Source organism: Nocardiopsis sp. iso_25 (genome assembly GCF_056173305.1).
Map to the genome: position 1 here is coordinate 2,332,367 of NZ_CM149667.1, position 14,905 is coordinate 2,347,271.

General features: G+C 73.6%; 15 protein-coding genes. 13 read left to right on the forward strand and 2 right to left on the reverse strand.

Annotation, left to right across the window (positions count from 1 at the left end; genetic code table 11):
- The first annotated feature begins 305 nt into the window (after nucleotides 1-305).
- From AC0VX6_RS10025 to AC0VX6_RS10085, 13 genes are all read left to right on the forward strand, one after another.
- Nucleotides 306-842 carry a hypothetical protein gene (locus AC0VX6_RS10025; protein WP_274977260.1) on the forward strand — a complete coding sequence of 179 codons (537 nt, stop codon included), beginning with the start codon at nucleotides 306-308 and terminating at the stop codon, nucleotides 840-842.
- Entirely contained in the window at nucleotides 836-1,699 is an 864-nt protein-coding gene (locus tag AC0VX6_RS10030; RefSeq protein WP_274977261.1) for a hypothetical protein, read from the forward strand. Before AC0VX6_RS10025 ends, AC0VX6_RS10030 begins: the two co-directional genes overlap by 7 nt.
- A 21-nt stretch (nucleotides 1,700-1,720) precedes the next feature.
- Nucleotides 1,721-2,395 carry an SAF domain-containing protein gene (locus AC0VX6_RS10035; RefSeq protein WP_274977262.1) on the forward strand — a complete coding sequence of 225 codons (675 nt, stop codon included), beginning with the start codon at nucleotides 1,721-1,723 and terminating at the stop codon, nucleotides 2,393-2,395.
- Complete coding sequence (locus tag AC0VX6_RS10040; RefSeq protein ID WP_475468298.1) at nucleotides 2,395-3,168, forward strand: CpaE/TadZ family protein; 774 nt, start codon at nucleotides 2,395-2,397, stop codon at nucleotides 3,166-3,168. The genes AC0VX6_RS10035 and AC0VX6_RS10040 overlap by 1 nt, the downstream gene beginning before the upstream one ends.
- On the forward strand, nucleotides 3,165-4,523 hold the full coding sequence (locus tag AC0VX6_RS10045; protein ID WP_274977264.1) for a TadA family conjugal transfer-associated ATPase: 1,359 nt from the start codon (nucleotides 3,165-3,167) through the stop codon (nucleotides 4,521-4,523). The genes AC0VX6_RS10040 and AC0VX6_RS10045 overlap by 4 nt, the downstream gene beginning before the upstream one ends.
- Entirely contained in the window at nucleotides 4,511-5,395 is an 885-nt protein-coding gene (locus tag AC0VX6_RS10050; RefSeq protein ID WP_475468299.1) for a type II secretion system F family protein, read from the forward strand. The genes AC0VX6_RS10045 and AC0VX6_RS10050 overlap by 13 nt, the downstream gene beginning before the upstream one ends.
- Nucleotides 5,392-6,285 (forward strand): type II secretion system F family protein, encoded by an 894-nt coding sequence (locus AC0VX6_RS10055; RefSeq protein WP_274977266.1) that lies wholly within the window; start codon nucleotides 5,392-5,394, stop codon nucleotides 6,283-6,285. Before AC0VX6_RS10050 ends, AC0VX6_RS10055 begins: the two co-directional genes overlap by 4 nt.
- A gap of 27 nt (nucleotides 6,286-6,312) precedes the next feature.
- On the forward strand, nucleotides 6,313-6,483 hold the full coding sequence (locus tag AC0VX6_RS10060) for a hypothetical protein (protein WP_274977267.1): 171 nt from the start codon (nucleotides 6,313-6,315) through the stop codon (nucleotides 6,481-6,483).
- 38 nt (nucleotides 6,484-6,521) lie between these two features.
- Entirely contained in the window at nucleotides 6,522-6,848 is a 327-nt protein-coding gene (locus tag AC0VX6_RS10065) for a TadE family protein (protein ID WP_274977268.1), read from the forward strand.
- Nucleotides 6,845-7,279 carry a TadE/TadG family type IV pilus assembly protein gene (locus AC0VX6_RS10070; RefSeq protein ID WP_274977269.1) on the forward strand — a complete coding sequence of 145 codons (435 nt, stop codon included), beginning with the start codon at nucleotides 6,845-6,847 and terminating at the stop codon, nucleotides 7,277-7,279. Before AC0VX6_RS10065 ends, AC0VX6_RS10070 begins: the two co-directional genes overlap by 4 nt.
- Nucleotides 7,276-7,677, forward strand: coding sequence for a TadE/TadG family type IV pilus assembly protein (locus tag AC0VX6_RS10075; RefSeq protein ID WP_274977270.1), 402 nt, complete (start codon nucleotides 7,276-7,278; stop codon nucleotides 7,675-7,677). Before AC0VX6_RS10070 ends, AC0VX6_RS10075 begins: the two co-directional genes overlap by 4 nt.
- A 16-nt stretch (nucleotides 7,678-7,693) precedes the next feature.
- Nucleotides 7,694-11,074: an OmpA family protein gene (locus AC0VX6_RS10080; RefSeq protein WP_475468300.1), complete on the forward strand. Its 3,381-nt coding sequence runs from the start codon at nucleotides 7,694-7,696 to the stop codon at nucleotides 11,072-11,074.
- 114 nt (nucleotides 11,075-11,188) lie between these two features.
- The gene (locus tag AC0VX6_RS10085; RefSeq protein ID WP_475468302.1) at nucleotides 11,189-12,208 is read left to right on the forward strand and encodes a glutathione S-transferase family protein; all 1,020 of its coding nucleotides are present in this window, start codon (nucleotides 11,189-11,191) and stop codon (nucleotides 12,206-12,208) included.
- A gap of 197 nt (nucleotides 12,209-12,405) precedes the next feature.
- On the opposite strand, the gene AC0VX6_RS10090 is transcribed toward AC0VX6_RS10085, so the two are convergent.
- Entirely contained in the window at nucleotides 12,406-13,659 is a 1,254-nt protein-coding gene (locus tag AC0VX6_RS10090) for an FAD-dependent oxidoreductase (RefSeq protein ID WP_274977273.1), read from the reverse strand.
- Between the two features lie 15 nt (nucleotides 13,660-13,674).
- Nucleotides 13,675-14,511, reverse strand: a complete 837-nt coding sequence (locus tag AC0VX6_RS10095) for a TetR/AcrR family transcriptional regulator (RefSeq protein ID WP_274977274.1) — start codon at nucleotides 14,509-14,511, stop codon at nucleotides 13,675-13,677.
- Nucleotides 14,512-14,905: the final 394 nt, after the last annotated feature.

Here is a 14,905-nt window from a genome sequence, read left to right on the forward strand (position 1 = left end):
CAGGCGACTTCTCTATAAGCTCACGCAAGGGCAGATAAAACCCAACCAATACCACGTGGTTTCGGTCAGTCCCTCGGGCTCCGCCCCGCGCGACCCAGGTCGCGCCGGCCCGCGGCGGACCGAAACCCGGGCGAGGGGTCCCCTCCTCCGCCCGTTCCGCTCAACGGCCTCCGCGTCCGGTCCCGTGATCTCCCGGCGCAGGAGACCGTCCCCGCCCCTCGTCGGAAGGGAAAGGGCCCGTTCACCGGGTCGGTTCCGCCATGCTGCACCACCCCTCCCCCTCCCCGGCAGTGGAGAACGCACCGATGACGACAGCCGCGAGAAGAACCGGCGCCGTCCCGCGCGCGGCCGCGATCGCGGGATTCTGCGCGGTCCTCGCCCTGACGGCGGGCTGTGCGTCCTCCGAGGGCGCGGTCTCCGGGGCGGAGGCCGCACCGAGCACCCCGGCCGCCCCGTCCGGCGAAGAGGAGGCCGCGGCGCTCGCCGCCTACACCGGCATGTGGGACACGGTCGTGGCCGCCTCCCACGAGGGCGGCGAGGTCCCCCCCGAACTCCGGGACTACGCCGTGGGCGGCGCCTACGCCCTCATGAGCGCGGCCCTGGAGGGGGCCCGCACCTCCGGTGCGCAGGTCACCGGCGAACCCGTCCTCCAACCCGTCGCCGCGGTCGAGGGACCCGACAGCGCGACGGTCGAGGACTGCCTCGACGACTCCGGCTGGAACCTCGGCATGGGCGGCTCCTCCTCCGGGCAGGGCCCGCGCCTCGTCGAGGCCACACTCGTTCACGACGGACTCGCCTGGCGCGTGTCCGACCTCAGGATCTGGGAAGCGGGATCATGCTGAGACTCGTACGACCCGCGGCCACGGCCGCGGTACTGACCCTGCTGGCGGCCGGAGCCGTCGCCACCCCGGCGCAGGCCGACGAGGGCTCCTTCCTCGGCCAGGTCGAGTGCGGCAGCTCGGGCGGCCTGGGCTGCTCGATCCTGCTGCGCTGGTGGCAGACCCACGCCGGGCAGCAGGGCTCCGGCGGCTCGGGGGGCTCCGGCGACCCGGGCGCCCCGGCCGCCCCCTCCGACGGCGTCGACTGGAACGCCATCGACTGGGACGCGATCGACTGGTCCCAGGTGGACTGGGACGCCATCGACTGGGAGTCCATCGACTACGACGGCGAGGGGGAGGCCCCCACCGACCCGGTCACCCTCATCCAGGAGTCCATGGCCGACTTCGAGCTGCCCCCGCCCCGGATCGAGACCTCCCCGGGCAGCGACTCCCTGGTCCTGGTCAACACCCCCGTGTGGTTGTGGGTGGAGTCCCAGGACTGGGAGGCGGCCGAGGCCTCCGCCGAGGTCCAGGACTGGTCCCTCACGGTCACCGCCACGCCCGCGTCCACCGTCTGGAACCTGGGCGACGGCACGCAGATCCGCTGCGAGGGCCCCGGAACCCCCTTCGACCCCGCCGTGCACGACCCCGAGTCGGCCTCCCCCGACTGCGGGCACGTCTACACCCTGCCCTCCGCCAGCCAGCCCGGCGGCGTCTACCCCGTCTCCGTCGAGGTCGGCTGGGACGTGGGCTGGGAGCTCTCCGAGGGCGAGTTCGCCGGGGGCGAGACGGGCGCGCTCGACTCGGTCACCACGACCTCGCAGGTCGAACTCCAGGTGGACGAATCCCAGGGCCTGGTCACCGGCACCGGCAACCGCTAACACCGAAAGAAGACGACAGACGTGGTGGACACGAAGACGGCACCGGCCCCCGCGGCCTCCCCGCGGCAGGGGGAGACCCCTCCGGTGCGGCTCCTGGGCAGCGGACCCCGCCGCTGGCGGTGGCTGGTCCTGGCCCTGGGCATGATGACCGCGGGCGGCCTGACCGGCGTGGTGGCCCTTGAGCAGATGGACGACCGGCAGGGGGTGCTCGTCGCCGACACCGACCTGCCCGCGGGCCACGTGGTGACCGCGGAGGACCTGCGGGTCGCGCGGATCTCCGTCGCCGACGGGGTCTCCTTCGTCGGCGCCGACCGCCTGGAGGCGACCGTCGGCCAGACCCTCACCGTGCCCGTCACCGAGGGCGGCCTCCTCCCCGAGGCGGCCCTGGGCGCCGAGGCCGCCTTCCCCGAGCGCGACCGCGCCGTGCTCGGCGTGGCCCTGCGCGTGGGCCGCTTCCCCGCCTCGATCGGCCCCGGCGCCGCGGTCTCCGTGGTGGTCCACCCCGAGGAGGGCGCCACGGGCGGCGGCGTGGAGGCCTACCGCGCACTTGTGCAGGACGTGCAGCCCTCCGCCGCCGAGGACGGCTCGGTGGAACTCGAACTCGTCGCCTCCTCCGCCGACGCCGCCGCCATCGCCTCGGCCGCCGCCGTCGAGCGGGTCAGCGTCGTCCAGGTCAACCCCCGGGGAGGCGCGTGATGCCCCGGACCGTGGCGCTCTTCTCCCTGAGCGGAGCACCCGGCGTCACCTGCGCGGCCATGGCGCTGGCCGCGGTCTGGCCCGGCGGGGCCGGAGCCGTCCTGGTGGAGACCGACGCCTCCGGCGGCGACGTCGCCACCTGGCGGCGCCTCCAGCCCGACCCCGGCCTGACCGGCCTGGCCGCCGCGGCCCGGCACGGCGGGGCCTCCGCCGACCTGGCCGCGCACACCCAGATCCTCCCCGGAGGGCTGTCGGTGTGCCACGCGCCCGTCACCGCCGACCGCGCCGAGGGCGCGGTGCGACTGCTCGCCCAGAACCCCGGCGTGCTCGTCTCCGCCGACGGGCCCGCCGTCGTCCTGGACCTGGGCCGCCTGACCCCCGGCGCGTCCGCCGCCGCACTGGCCACGTGGGCCGACGAGGCACTGCTGCTCGTCGCCGACGACCTGGCGCAGCTGCGCCGGGCCAAGGAGGCCTCCGAGGCCCTGACCCGCAGCCTGCCGCGCCTGCGCACCGTCGTCGTCGGCGGCTCCGGCAACGTCCGCGAGATCGTGGGCGCGCTGGGCCCGGGCGTGTGGGGGCGCCTCCCCGACGACGCCCGCTCCGCGGCCTTCCTGCGCGGGGAGGCCAACCCGCGCAAGCCGCAGAGCAGGCCCCTGCTCAAGGCGGCGGCGCGCCTGGCGAAGGACCTCGCCGAGGGCGCGCGCCCCGCTGAGCCGGCCGACGGCACCGGAGTCCCGGCGCCCGCGCCCGAGGCGACGGGGGTCCACGCATGAGCAGCGGACACGACACCGGATACGACATCACCGACGGCTACTTCCTGGACACCGACCGGGCACGCACAGTGGCCGACCGCGTGGAGCGAACCGTCACCGAGGCCACCCGGCGGCTCAGCGAGGAGACCCGCGGCCGGCCCGAGGACACGCCCGAGGAGTACCGCGCCCGCGCCGAACGCGTCATCGCCCAGATCCTCGACGAGGACGCGAGCCGCGCCCTGTCCGAGGGCAGGCAGGTGCTCGACGCCACCACCGAGGCCTCCGTCGCCGCCGGCGCCCTGGCCCGGGTGTGCGGACTCGGCCCCCTCCAGCCGCTCCTGGACGACCCCGGGATCGAGAACATCAACATCAACGGCGTGCACGTGTGGGTGCGCCGCGCCGACGGCAGCCGCGAGCGGCACGACTCCCTCTTCGCCGACCCCGACGAGGTCGTCGCCCTGGTCCGGCGCCTGGCGTCGGAGTCCGCCACGGGGGAGCGCCGCTTCGACCCGGGCGCGCCCATCCTCGACATGCAGCTGCCCGGCGGCGAGCGCCTCAACGCGGTCATGGAGGTCGCCCGGCAGCCCTCGGTGTCCATCCGCCGCCACCGCTACGGCCGCACCACCCTCGAACAGCTCCACGAGCTGGGCACGATCGACGACACCCTGGTCGCCCTGCTGCGCGCGGGGGTGCGCTCCCGCCGCAACATGGTCATCACCGGCGGCACCGGCGCGGGCAAGACCACCCTGCTGCGGGCCCTGGCCGCCGAGATCCCCGTGGACGAACGCCTCGTCACCATCGAGGACGTCTTCGAACTCGGGCTGGACCGCGACCGCGACGCCCACCCCGACTGCGTCGCCCTCCAGGCCCGACCGGCCAACGTCGAGGGCGTCGGCGAGATCACCATCGCCGACCTGGTGCGCACGGCCCTGCGCATGTCGCCGGACCGGGTCATCGTCGGTGAGACGCGCGGCCACGAGACCGTTCCGCTGCTCAACGCCATGAGCCAGGGCAACGACGGCAGCCTCACCACCCTGCACGCCGCCAACTCCGCGGGCGCCTTCACCAAGCTGGGCGCCTACGCCGCCCAGTCCGCCGAGCGCCTGCCCCTGGACGCCACCGCGTCCCTGGTGGCCGCCGCCGTGCACCTGGTCGTGCACGTGTCGGCGCTGCCCACGGGCGGGCGCATGGTCACGAGCGTGCGCGAGGTGGTGGGCGCCGAGGGGCAGAACGTGGTCTCCAACGAGATCTTCCGGCGCGACCGCAACGGGCCCCTGCCCGCGGCGCCGCCCAGCCCCAACACGCTCGACGCCCTGGCCGAGGCCGGGTTCGACCCGGCGATGCTGAGCCCGGACACGGTGGGGTGGGCGCGGTGACGACTCCTGTTCTGCTCGTCGCCGCCGCGGGCGTCCTGCTCGGCGCGGGGCTGTGGCTGGCCCTGGCTTCGCTGGCGGCGTCCGGCGGCTCGCGTACCTCGCGGGTTCCGCAGTGGCGGGCGCTCCTGTTCGGTCAGCAGCGGCCGTTGAGGCTGGTCGCGGCGATCGTCGGCGGCCTGCTGGTCTGGTTCGTCACCGGGTGGCCGGTGGCCGGTGTGCTCGCCGCCGCCGGTTGCTGGTGGGGCCCGGCGGTGCTGGGTCCCGACCGCGGTCATGAGAAACAGGTGGCGGGGGTCGAGGCCGTCGCGGCCTGGACCGAGATGCTGCGCGACCTGATGGCCGGTGCGGCCGGTCTGCACCAGGCCGTGGCCGCCACGGTGCCCATCGCGCCCGAGCCGGTGCGGGAGCCGGTCGCCAGACTGGCGGAGCGGCTGCGGGCCGGTCAGCCCACGCAGGGTGCGCTGCGGGCCTTCGCGGACGAGGTGGACAACCCGACCGCCGATCTGGTGGCTGCTGCCTTGAGCACTGCTGCCACCCGGCATGCGACTGACCTTGGCACACTGCTCGGCAGCCTGTCGGAGGCCGCTCGGGAGCAGGCGGCGATGTTGGTGAGGGTGGCGGCGAGTCGCGCCCGGCTGCGTACGTCCACACGGATCATCGTCGGCGCCACCCTGGGTATGGCAGCGTTCCTACTGGTGCTCAACGGTGAGTACATGGAGCCGTTCGACAGCCTCCTCGGTCAGTTGGTGCTCGCGAGTATCGGTGGCCTGTGGGCGGGTGCCTTGGTCTGGCTTTCCTACATGTCTCGCTTCGACTTGGGGCCGCGTGTGCTTGCTCCTGCTCCCTCCCGAACCTCGGAGGCCGCCCGATGACCCCTGTCCTGGCCGCCGCTCTCGCGGGTGCTGCTCTCGGACTGGCCTTGTGGGCGCTCTTCGCGGCTCGCTGGGCGAGGCCCACGCTTGCCGAACGTCTGGCCGCGCCGCCTCCTCCCCGGCCCGTCATTGTTGCGGGCCCGGACACCGGGGTACTGACGCGACTGGGAAAGTTCGGCGCCCCGATTCTTGAAGGCTTCGGCATGCCCGGACCCCGCACACGACGCAACCTGATGGTGTGCGAGCGCTCACCGGCCTCCTACCTCGCTGAGAAGTTCACTGCTCTGGTGCTGGGGCTTGCTTTCCCTCCGCTGCTGGGCGGCATGCTTTCCCTGGCAGGTGTTGTACTGCCAGGTGTCATCGCCGGAGGTATGTGGGTGGCCTTCGCTCTGGTCGTTTGGTTCGCCCCCGACCTGTCTCTACGTGACGAGGCGGGTAAGCGTCGAGAACAGATGCGTCGCGCCCTGGCGAGCTTCGCTGACCTGGTCGTGGTGTCCCTTGCCGGAGGGGCGGGCGTCAACGGCGCTCTGGCCGACGCCGGTGCTGCAGGTAATGGATGGGCCATGGTTCGAATTCGGGAGAGCCTGCGCGAGGCGATACTCATGCGCCAGCCGCCCTGGGCCGCACTGCGTGATCTAGGGGAGCGCTACGACACCTCCGAGTTCGCTGAACTCGCGGCCAGCCTCCAGCTTGCTGGGGCCGACGGCGCGCGTATCCGCAGTTCGCTGGCTGCTAAAGCCAAGACTCTGCGTACCCAGTTCCTGTCCGAGATGGACGCCGAGGCGCAGTCCGCCACAGAGCGGATGAGCTTGCCGGTGGTCCTGCTCTTCGCTGGGTTCCTGGCCCTCTTGGGCTACCCGGCGATGAGTCACATTCTGTTCAGCTCATGAAAACCCGACGCACCTTGGAGACCTCTGATGCAGCGCATCACTGCCTACCTCAGCTCTCTGCTGTTCAGCAGGAGGGACGACGGCTACTCCACCGAGACAGTTATTGTCACAGCCTTGCTCGTCATTATGGCTGGCGGAGCGATCGGCATCATCACCACTGCAGTACTGGAACGGGCCGGGTCGGTTCTCGGTGGCTAACCTTGCCCACTCGGCGGGATGACCGCGGTAGCGCCGAGATGGTGGTCGCCGCGCCTCTCATGCTGCTCTTGGTGTTCCTAGTCATCCAGATGGCTCTGTGGATGCACGGCGATCACGTCGTTGCCGACATCGCCCGCAGGACCGCTGAGCAGTCACGGACAGCGGGCGGCGGCACGTCGGTGGCCGAGAGCGGGGGAAGCTCCTTCCTCTCCGGCCTCGACGTGTCTGTCAACCGCAGTGCGGAGGAGGTACGCGTGGTGGTGGACGCCGAGGTGCCCAGCATCGTTCCGGGCCTCAGTTGGCCGGTGGGCCACGAGGTCACCGCGCCCGTGGAGCGTTTCGTCCCTGCGGAGGCTGCCCCGTGAGTTCTCGACAGTCCGCTGAAGCGGCTCAAGGAGACCGCGGGTCTGCCTCGGCGGAACTGGCATTGCTCACCCCCGCCCTCCTGGCGTTCGCCATGCTCATGGTGCTCGCCGGGAGGGTGGCGGACGCCAACTCCACCGCCGACCAGGTGGCGCACTCCGCCGCTCGGGCGGCCTCTCTCGAACGCAGCGTTGCCGCCGCAGAGGGGGCCGCGTCGAGCACCGCTGCGAGTTCCCTCGCGGAGAACGGCCTGGTCTGCGGCGACCACTCCGTCACCCTTGACCACGGTGGGCTAACCCCGGGTGGGGCAGTCACCGCCGTGGTCGAGTGCCGCGTCGGATTGGGTGATCTGACCGGACTGAGCGTTCCGGGGACCTTCACGGTCACCGGGGACGCCACGGTCGTCGTCGACACCTTCAGGGGGCAACCGTGAGACGTACGGACGACAGAGGCCAGGCCACGGCGTTCGTGGTCGTCATGGCCGCGGCCTTCCTCCTCTGCCTGGGCCTGGTGACCGACGGCGGTGGAGTGCTGCGCGCCCGCAACGAGGCCGCCACCCTGGCCCAGGAGGCCGCCCGCGCGGGTGTCCAGCAGCTCGACTGGGCCTCCTACCGCGAGGGCACGAGCGAGGTCGCCCTCGACCCCTCGGCGGCCTCCGCCGCCGCGCAGTCCTTCCTCAGCGCCGCCGGTGCCACCGGGACGGTCGCGGTCAGCGGCGACACCGTGACCGTGACCTGCTCGGTGGACTACTCTTTCACCCTCTTGCCGATGGGCTCGACCACCGTCGACGCCACGGCCACCGCACGTCCCCACACCCAGCCGACTCCCTAGCTCCAGTGAGGCGGACATGACCCAGATCCGACGGCTGAGCGCCCTCCTGCTCGCAGCGGCGATCCTGCTCGGCATCCCCTACCTGCTCCTGTGGCACCTGCCCTGGCCGGAGCTGCCGGACTCCTGGGCCGTGGCCGCGGCGCACCTGCGCGGCTGGCGTCTGCCGCCGGGGGTGTTCACCGCCCTGCTCATCACCGTGCTGTGGGCCCTGTGGGGCCTGTACGCGGCCGGACTGGTCGTGGAGACCTTCGCCCGCCTGCGCGGCATGCCCCGCAGGCTGCGCCCCCTCGGGCCGCTCCAGGTGGTGGCGGCGGCCGCCGTGGGAACCGTGGCGGTCGCCCCGGCCACCGCGTTCGCCGACACCGTCACCACGCAGGAGGACCGCGAGGCGGACGGCGAGCAGGACGCCGACGCACCCTCCGCTCCAGAGGAGGCCCCGTCCGCGCAGCCCGTCGAGCGGGTGCGCACCGTCTCCGGCTTCGGCGTCGGCTCTGCCGATCTCACCGAGCAGATGCGCGACGACCTCGCGCCGGTCGCGGACATGATCGACTCCTACGGTGACACCGAGACGCCCGTGCGCATCACCGGTCACACCGATCCCAGCGGGAACGCCCAGATCAACCAGGAGCTGTCCGAGCGCCGGGCCCAGGCGGTCGCGGACCACCTCGACGAGGTCCTGGGCGAGGAGGCCCCGGAGATGGAGGTGGAGGGCGTCGGCTCCGAGCAGCCCCGCGAGGGCGGTGCCGCCGCCCAGCGCAGGGCCGAGGTCGCCTACACCGTCGTTCCGCAGCCGACCTCCCTCCAGTCGCGTGTGATGGCCGCCGAGACGCCGGACCCCGCTGCCGGTGCCGGGGAGACCGCTGCCGCCGAGACCGGGGAGGCCGACCCGGTGGCGGCTGCGGCCGACGCTGCCGAGGCCGAGGCCGCCGAGGACGGCGGGAACGTGCTGGTCGTGGAGATCCCCGACGGCGCCGTCACCGGAGCGGTGGCCTTCGCTGGCCTGGCCGGGGGATACCTGCTGGGCAAGCGGGGCGTCCGGATGCCCGGCGTCAGCCTGAGCCTGCCCCGCCTGTTGCCCAGGGCGCCCCGCCGCCTGGCCCTGACCGCCCCGCCGCCCCGACCCACCCCCGGGGACGAGATCGACGAGCGGGTGACGGTGGAACTCGACCACGTGCCCGGCCTCGGCATCACCGGTCCGGGCGCGGCGGGGGCCGCCCGGCGCCTCATCGTCAACGCGCTCGACCGCCTCAACGACGACGCCGTGCGCGTGCTGCTCACCGAGGCCGAGGCCGCCCGCCTGGTCGGCGACCGGGGCCGCGACCTGCTGCGCGCGCACCCCTGCGAGCCCGTGCGGATGGTCGGCACGACGGAGGAGGCCCTGGCAGTCCTCCAGCGCGAGCTGCACCAGATCGTCGAGGAGCCGGGGGAGAGGCCGCACACGCCCCTGGCCCTGGTGACCTCGCCCACCTCCGAGCACGAGACCGCGCTGTCGGGTCTGCTGCTGCACGGGCAGCAGCAGGGCATCACGGCCGTGGTCCTCGGACGCTGGCCGCTCGGCGGAAGCTGCGTCATCGAGGAGGACGGCCTCATCACCGAGACCAGTCCTCCGCTCAACCCGGTCTTCCACTGCTCCTGGCCCGGCGCGACCGCCGAGGAGGTCATGGACGCCGTCCGCGCCTACCGCCACTCCTCGCCCGTCCTGGAGGAGACCGGTGAGCGGGTGGCGAGCCAGGGGGCCGCCCGGGAGGCCGTGGAAGAAGAGGCCGTCGAAGAGGAGGCCGGTTCCTTCGCGGAGCCGTTCCTCGGCGCCCTTGGGGAGCAGGCCGCCGCTGAGACGGCGGAGACGAACGAGGCGATCGAGACGGCTGAGCCGACCGAGTCGGTCGATGCTGCTGTGAGCGAGGAGAAGGAGCAGAGGGCCGAGACGGCCGCGAAGCCCAGGAGGACCAAGGGGATCAGGAAGGCCAAGGCGGCCGAGGCCTCGGAGGAGGGCTTCTGGGACGCCGACGTCTGGAACACCGACTTCTGGGAGACCGACGCGCCCGCGGCGGGGAAGGCCGACACCGACCGGTCCGAGACCGAGTCGGCCGACGCCGCGCCGTCGGGGCCCGAGCATGACGCTGCCGTGTGGTCCGAGGCCGAGCTGGCTGACGCGGAGCAGTCGCGAGCTGATGAGTCCGCTGCCGTGCAGGCCGGGTCCGAGTGTGCGGACACCGCGCGGACGGACGCGGAATCCGCGGACGCCGGGGCGGACCGCTCCAGCCCCGAGCCGTCCGCCGCCGAGGAGGCCGAGTCCGACCTGTCCGCGTTCGAGCAGTTCGCCTCCGAGGAACGGGTCTCCCGGGAGACCGCGCCGGAGCTGTCCGGCTTCGCGCGGCCCTCCGCGGCCCGGGACGACGCCTCCGCTCAGGTCACCGCTCCGGCACGGGCGGAGCAGCCGAAGGAGAACGCATCCGCGGAGCCCGCAGTCCGGCGCCCCGCGTCCGAGGAGGCCGCCTCCGCGAGGCCCGCCGCCGAGCACCCCGCACCCGGGCAGCGTGCGCCGGAACGGGCCGCCCAGGAGGAGGGCGCCCCCGCGGCGGACTCGTCCGAACGGCCCTCCGCCGAGCAGTACGCCTCCGAGCTGTCCGCGCCCGCGCCGTCCGGGGTCCAGGCACAGCGTGCGCCCCAGTCCTCCGCGCCTGCGCCGTCCGCGGCCCAGGCGCAGCTGGTGCCTGAGGAGACCTTGTTCGAGGAGACCGCGTCCGCGCCGTCCCCGCCTCCGGGGAGCGAGGCCGCGCAGTTCACGGCCCAGAGGAAGCCCGTTCCCTCAAGGCCTCCCGTCGGACCTTCCACACCCGAGCAGCGCGAGTCCGAGCCCGCCCCCGCGAGGCCCGCGCCCGGGCGTCCGAGCACGGGCACGGTTCCGTCGGTGGTCGCCTCTCCCGCCCGCGCGCAACGCCCGTCCCAGCAGACGCGCACGGATCCCGCCCAGCAGGAGCGGACCCCTGAGGAAGAGGCCGCTCCCGTCCGCAAGGCCGCCAAGCGCGCCGTGCGTTCCCGTCTCCCGAAGCCGAGCGAGTCCTCGTCCGCCCCGGCCGCCCCGGTGGCGCGGTCCGAGCAGCCCGTGATCCCGGACCAGCCCGCACGCCCCGAACGGGCGCGCGCCCGCGCCCAGAACGTGGCCGCGACCCCCACGGGCCGTACCGACGCTCCCACCAGCCGCGCGGAGCGCTTGGAGAGGCGAACCAGGGCCGAGCGCAGGAACGCCACCGCCCCCGCCGGAGCCGTCGCCGAGCACCCCGTGCCGGAGGCCGAGGGCGGGGAGCCGGACGAGTCCCAGCAGTCCCGGCCCCTGCTCCGTAAACCCAAGAAGGCGGGGCGCGGAAGGACCTGGCGCCCCCGGGACAACTCCTGACCCAGGGCCCGCCCCAGGTGTCGTAGCGCGGACGGCCGGAGCCGACTCCGTACACTGCACGGACAGTGTGCGCGGCTCCGGCCGCGTCCCGCCAGCGTGACGAGGGGGTCACGGATGAGGGCCAACCAGACGCCGACCGAGGAGATCACCCGCGCCCCGGCGGCCTTCGCCGACCGGATCACCGCCGACGGCCGCTTCGGCCGCCGCGCCGAGCCCGGCCGCTACCGCCTGGTCGTCAGCCGCGCCTGCCCCTGGGCGCACCGGGTCGTCATCACCCGCAGGCTCATGGGCCTGGAACAGGCCGTCTCCCTGGCGGTCACCGACCCCCGCCAGGAGATCATCGGGGGCGACCCGCACTGGGTGTTCACCGAGGCGACCGGCAGTCCCGGCGACAGGGACCCCGTCCTGGGCATCCACGCCCTGCGCGAGGCCTACCTGGCGCGCGACCCCTCCTACGACGGCGGGGTCAGCGTCCCCGGCCTGGTCGAGGTGGAGAGCGGCCACCTGGTGACCAACGACTTCGACCGGCTGGTCCGGGACATGGACACCGAATGGGGCGGCCTGGTCAGGGACGGCGCCCCGGACCTGTACCCGTCCGCGCTGCGCGACGAGATCGACGCCCTGTCCCGGGAGGTCTACACCGACCTCAACAACGGCGTGTACCGGGCAGGGTTCGCCCCCGACCAGAGGCGCTACGACGCCGCGGTCGCCGCCGTCTTCGCCAGACTCGACGCGCTGGAGGAGCGCCTCTCCGATCGGCGCTACCTGGTCGGGGACTCGATCACCGAGGCCGACATCAAGCTCTTCCCGACCCTGGTGCGCTTCGACGCGGCCTACCACGGCCACTTCAAGTGCAACATCCGCAAGCTGTCGGAGTACCCGGCGCTGTGGGCCTACGCCCGCGACCTGTTCCAGACGCCGGGGTTCGGCGACACCACGAACCTCGACCACGTCCGTATCCACTACTACTGGGTCCACACGGGGATCAATCCGACGCGGATCGTCGCCGCCGGGCCCGATCCGCGCGGCTGGCTCACCCCGCACCACCGCGAGGAGCTCGGCGGCAGCCCCTTCGGCGCGGGGACCGCCCCGGGGCCGGTCCCGGTCGGCGAGCGCGTCCCCGACATCTCCTGACCCCTGCGCCCCGGTCGGGCCCCGCCTGGTGCGTCCCCGGTCCGCCGGTGGACCGGCCGGAACCTTGGCCGGTGTGGCACCGGGGTTCCGGCCTGGGACGAGCTTGTGCTTGTAGTGCGTCTCGACCGTCCAACCTCGCTGTAAGCACAAGATCACGGCGGAGGGGGTGGGCCACCGCCCCTACCGGCCCACCACTCCTACCGGGTCGCGCGTGCGGGGCCGCGGCGGGCGAAACCCGGTATGTGCTCGGGACGGAGGCCCTTGCCGATGAGGTAGGCGGGTACGAACGACAGCCAGGGCGCGCGGTCCAGGACCGCCAGCACGGGCTTGGGCGGACCCTGCCGCTCACCCCTGACGATCGGTTCGGCCAGTCCCCGGTGCATGAGGCGCTGGAGCGTCTGGACGGCGACCGTCGGCACGATCCGCCGCCTGCGCACCGCGGCCAGGTCGCGGGAGGTGAGCGAGCGGCCCTTCAACGGCCGGGCCAGCAGCGTCGCTGCGGCCACGGCGTCCTGCACGGCGAGGTTGATCCCCACGCCCCCGACCGGGGACATCGCGTGGGCCGCGTCGCCGATGCACAGCAGGCCCGCCACGTGCCAGCGGCGCAGCCGGTTGACCCGCACGTCCAGGTGCTTGACCTCGTCCATGGACCGCAGGGCCCCCACCCGGTCGGCCATCTCCGGCACGAGTTCGGCGAGGTCGCGCCGGAAGGCCGCGATCCCGCGTGCCCGCAGTTCGGGGTCGGCGCCCTTGCGTCCGATGTAGGCGATCTGGAGGTAGCCCTCGCGCGGGATGACCAGGATGAACCTGCCCAGGCCCGCGCGCGGGGTCAGTGTCGCGCGGTCCCCCGCCTCACGGGGCAGGCGGAACCACCACGCGTCGATCCCCACCGGGAACTCCCGGGGCACCAGGCCCGTCTCGCGGCGGGTCAGCGACCACCGCCCGTCGCAGGCCACCGTCAGGTCGGCGCGGATCTCCCCGTCGCCGTCGAGGTCCCGGTAGCGCACGCCCGCCACCCGGTCTGACTCGTGCAGCAGCCCCGTCACCTCGGTGTCCATCCGCAGGGTGAAGGTCGGCTCCTCGTTTCCCGCCTCGGCGATGAGGTTGAGGAAGTCCCACTGCGGGACCATAGCGATGTAGGGGTGGGCGAGCCCCCGCAGCCTGCGGAAGTCGGCGATGGTCACGCTGCGGCCCCCGCCCAGGGGGAAGGCCGCCTCGTCCAGCCTGCTGTGCGGCAGCCGGGCGAACCGCTCGTACAGGCCCAGCTCCTCCAGCAGTTCCAGGGTGGAGGGGTGCACGGTGTCCCCGCGGAAGTCCCGCAGGAAGTCGGCGTGCTTCTCCAGCACGGTGACCTCGACACCGGCCCGGGCCAGCAGCAGGCCCAGCACCATTCCGGCGGGGCCGCCGCCGACGACCACGCAGGTCGTGCGCTCGCTCGTTCGTTCACTCATGGCAACTCCGCTCGCTCAGGGCGATTCCGGTGACGTGTCGGCGGTGTTCGGATCGGTGGCGACTGCGCGCAGGAAGGACTCGGCGAACACCGCGCTGACCTGCTCGATGTCGGGGAACTCCACACCTTCCACCCTGTCCAGCGCAGGGCGCAGCATGCAGTGCACGGCGATCGGGGCGAGCATCTGCTGGGTCAGCAGGGGGACCGTCAGGTCGCGGATGCGGCCCGCGGCCACCTCCCGGGCCAGCCACCCGCCCAGCCCGGCGAGCAGGCGGGGGAAGAAGAGCCGGACGAGCAGGTCGGAGGTGGGCCCCTCGGGGCGGGCGAACACGTCGGCGAGCATGGCGGGCAGCACCCGGGGTTCGCGGCTGAAGGCGTCGACCATCAGACGGTAGGCCGCCCGGACCTGGTCGGCCAGGTCTCCCGCCGGTCCGGTGAGCACCCCCTCCATGTCCAGGATCGGGCTGTAGCGCTCGAAGACCGCGCGCAGCAGCTCGTCCCGTCCGCCGAAGGTCGCGTAGAGGCTGTGCACCGAGCACCCGGCGGAGGCGGCGACCGCCTCCAGGGTCGCCGCGGCCAGGCCCTGTCCGCTGATGAGGCCGCCCGCCGCCTCGACCGCGCGTTCCCGTACGGGGCGCTGCCCGCCGGGGTCCACGCCCGAGGCGCGCACCGCCTCGTCCAGGGCCCGGCGCGAACCCCCCGCGCGGCGCAGGAGGGTGCTGCGGGAGATCCCCGCCTCCTCCGCGATGGCGATCAGGGGCACGTCGGCCACGTCCTTTCCGAGGTTCTCCGAGGCGCGGACCGCCGCGCTCACGAGGTCGGCCGGGATCCGGGGACTGTTGAACTCTGACATCACGAAAAAGGTAACACGTAATCGTGTGTCAGAAAAGGGTGGAGCCCGTTGTCCTCGCAGCGCCGGAGCCGGTCCGGACCGTGTCCCCGGCGGGCACCGGGCCCCGGCTGAGAGACCGGCCGGAACTGTTACCCGTGTGCTCCGAGAGCCCCGGACCGTGCCGCGCTCCTGTGCCCGTCCGCCTTCCCGCCCGTGGCCGTGAACGGCCACGCCCGGACACGCGGCCGGAGGACCGCCTGTGCACCCGGGTCCCCGCACGCGGGCAAGGACGCGTCGCCGGACCCCCTCGGGCGGACGTGCCCTAGTGTTGGCCGCTGGGGGAGGTCCCGTGCGCGGGGGCCGGTTCGGACACCGGCGACCGCCGCCCTCGCCCCGCCGGTCGAGCGGCCGGTCC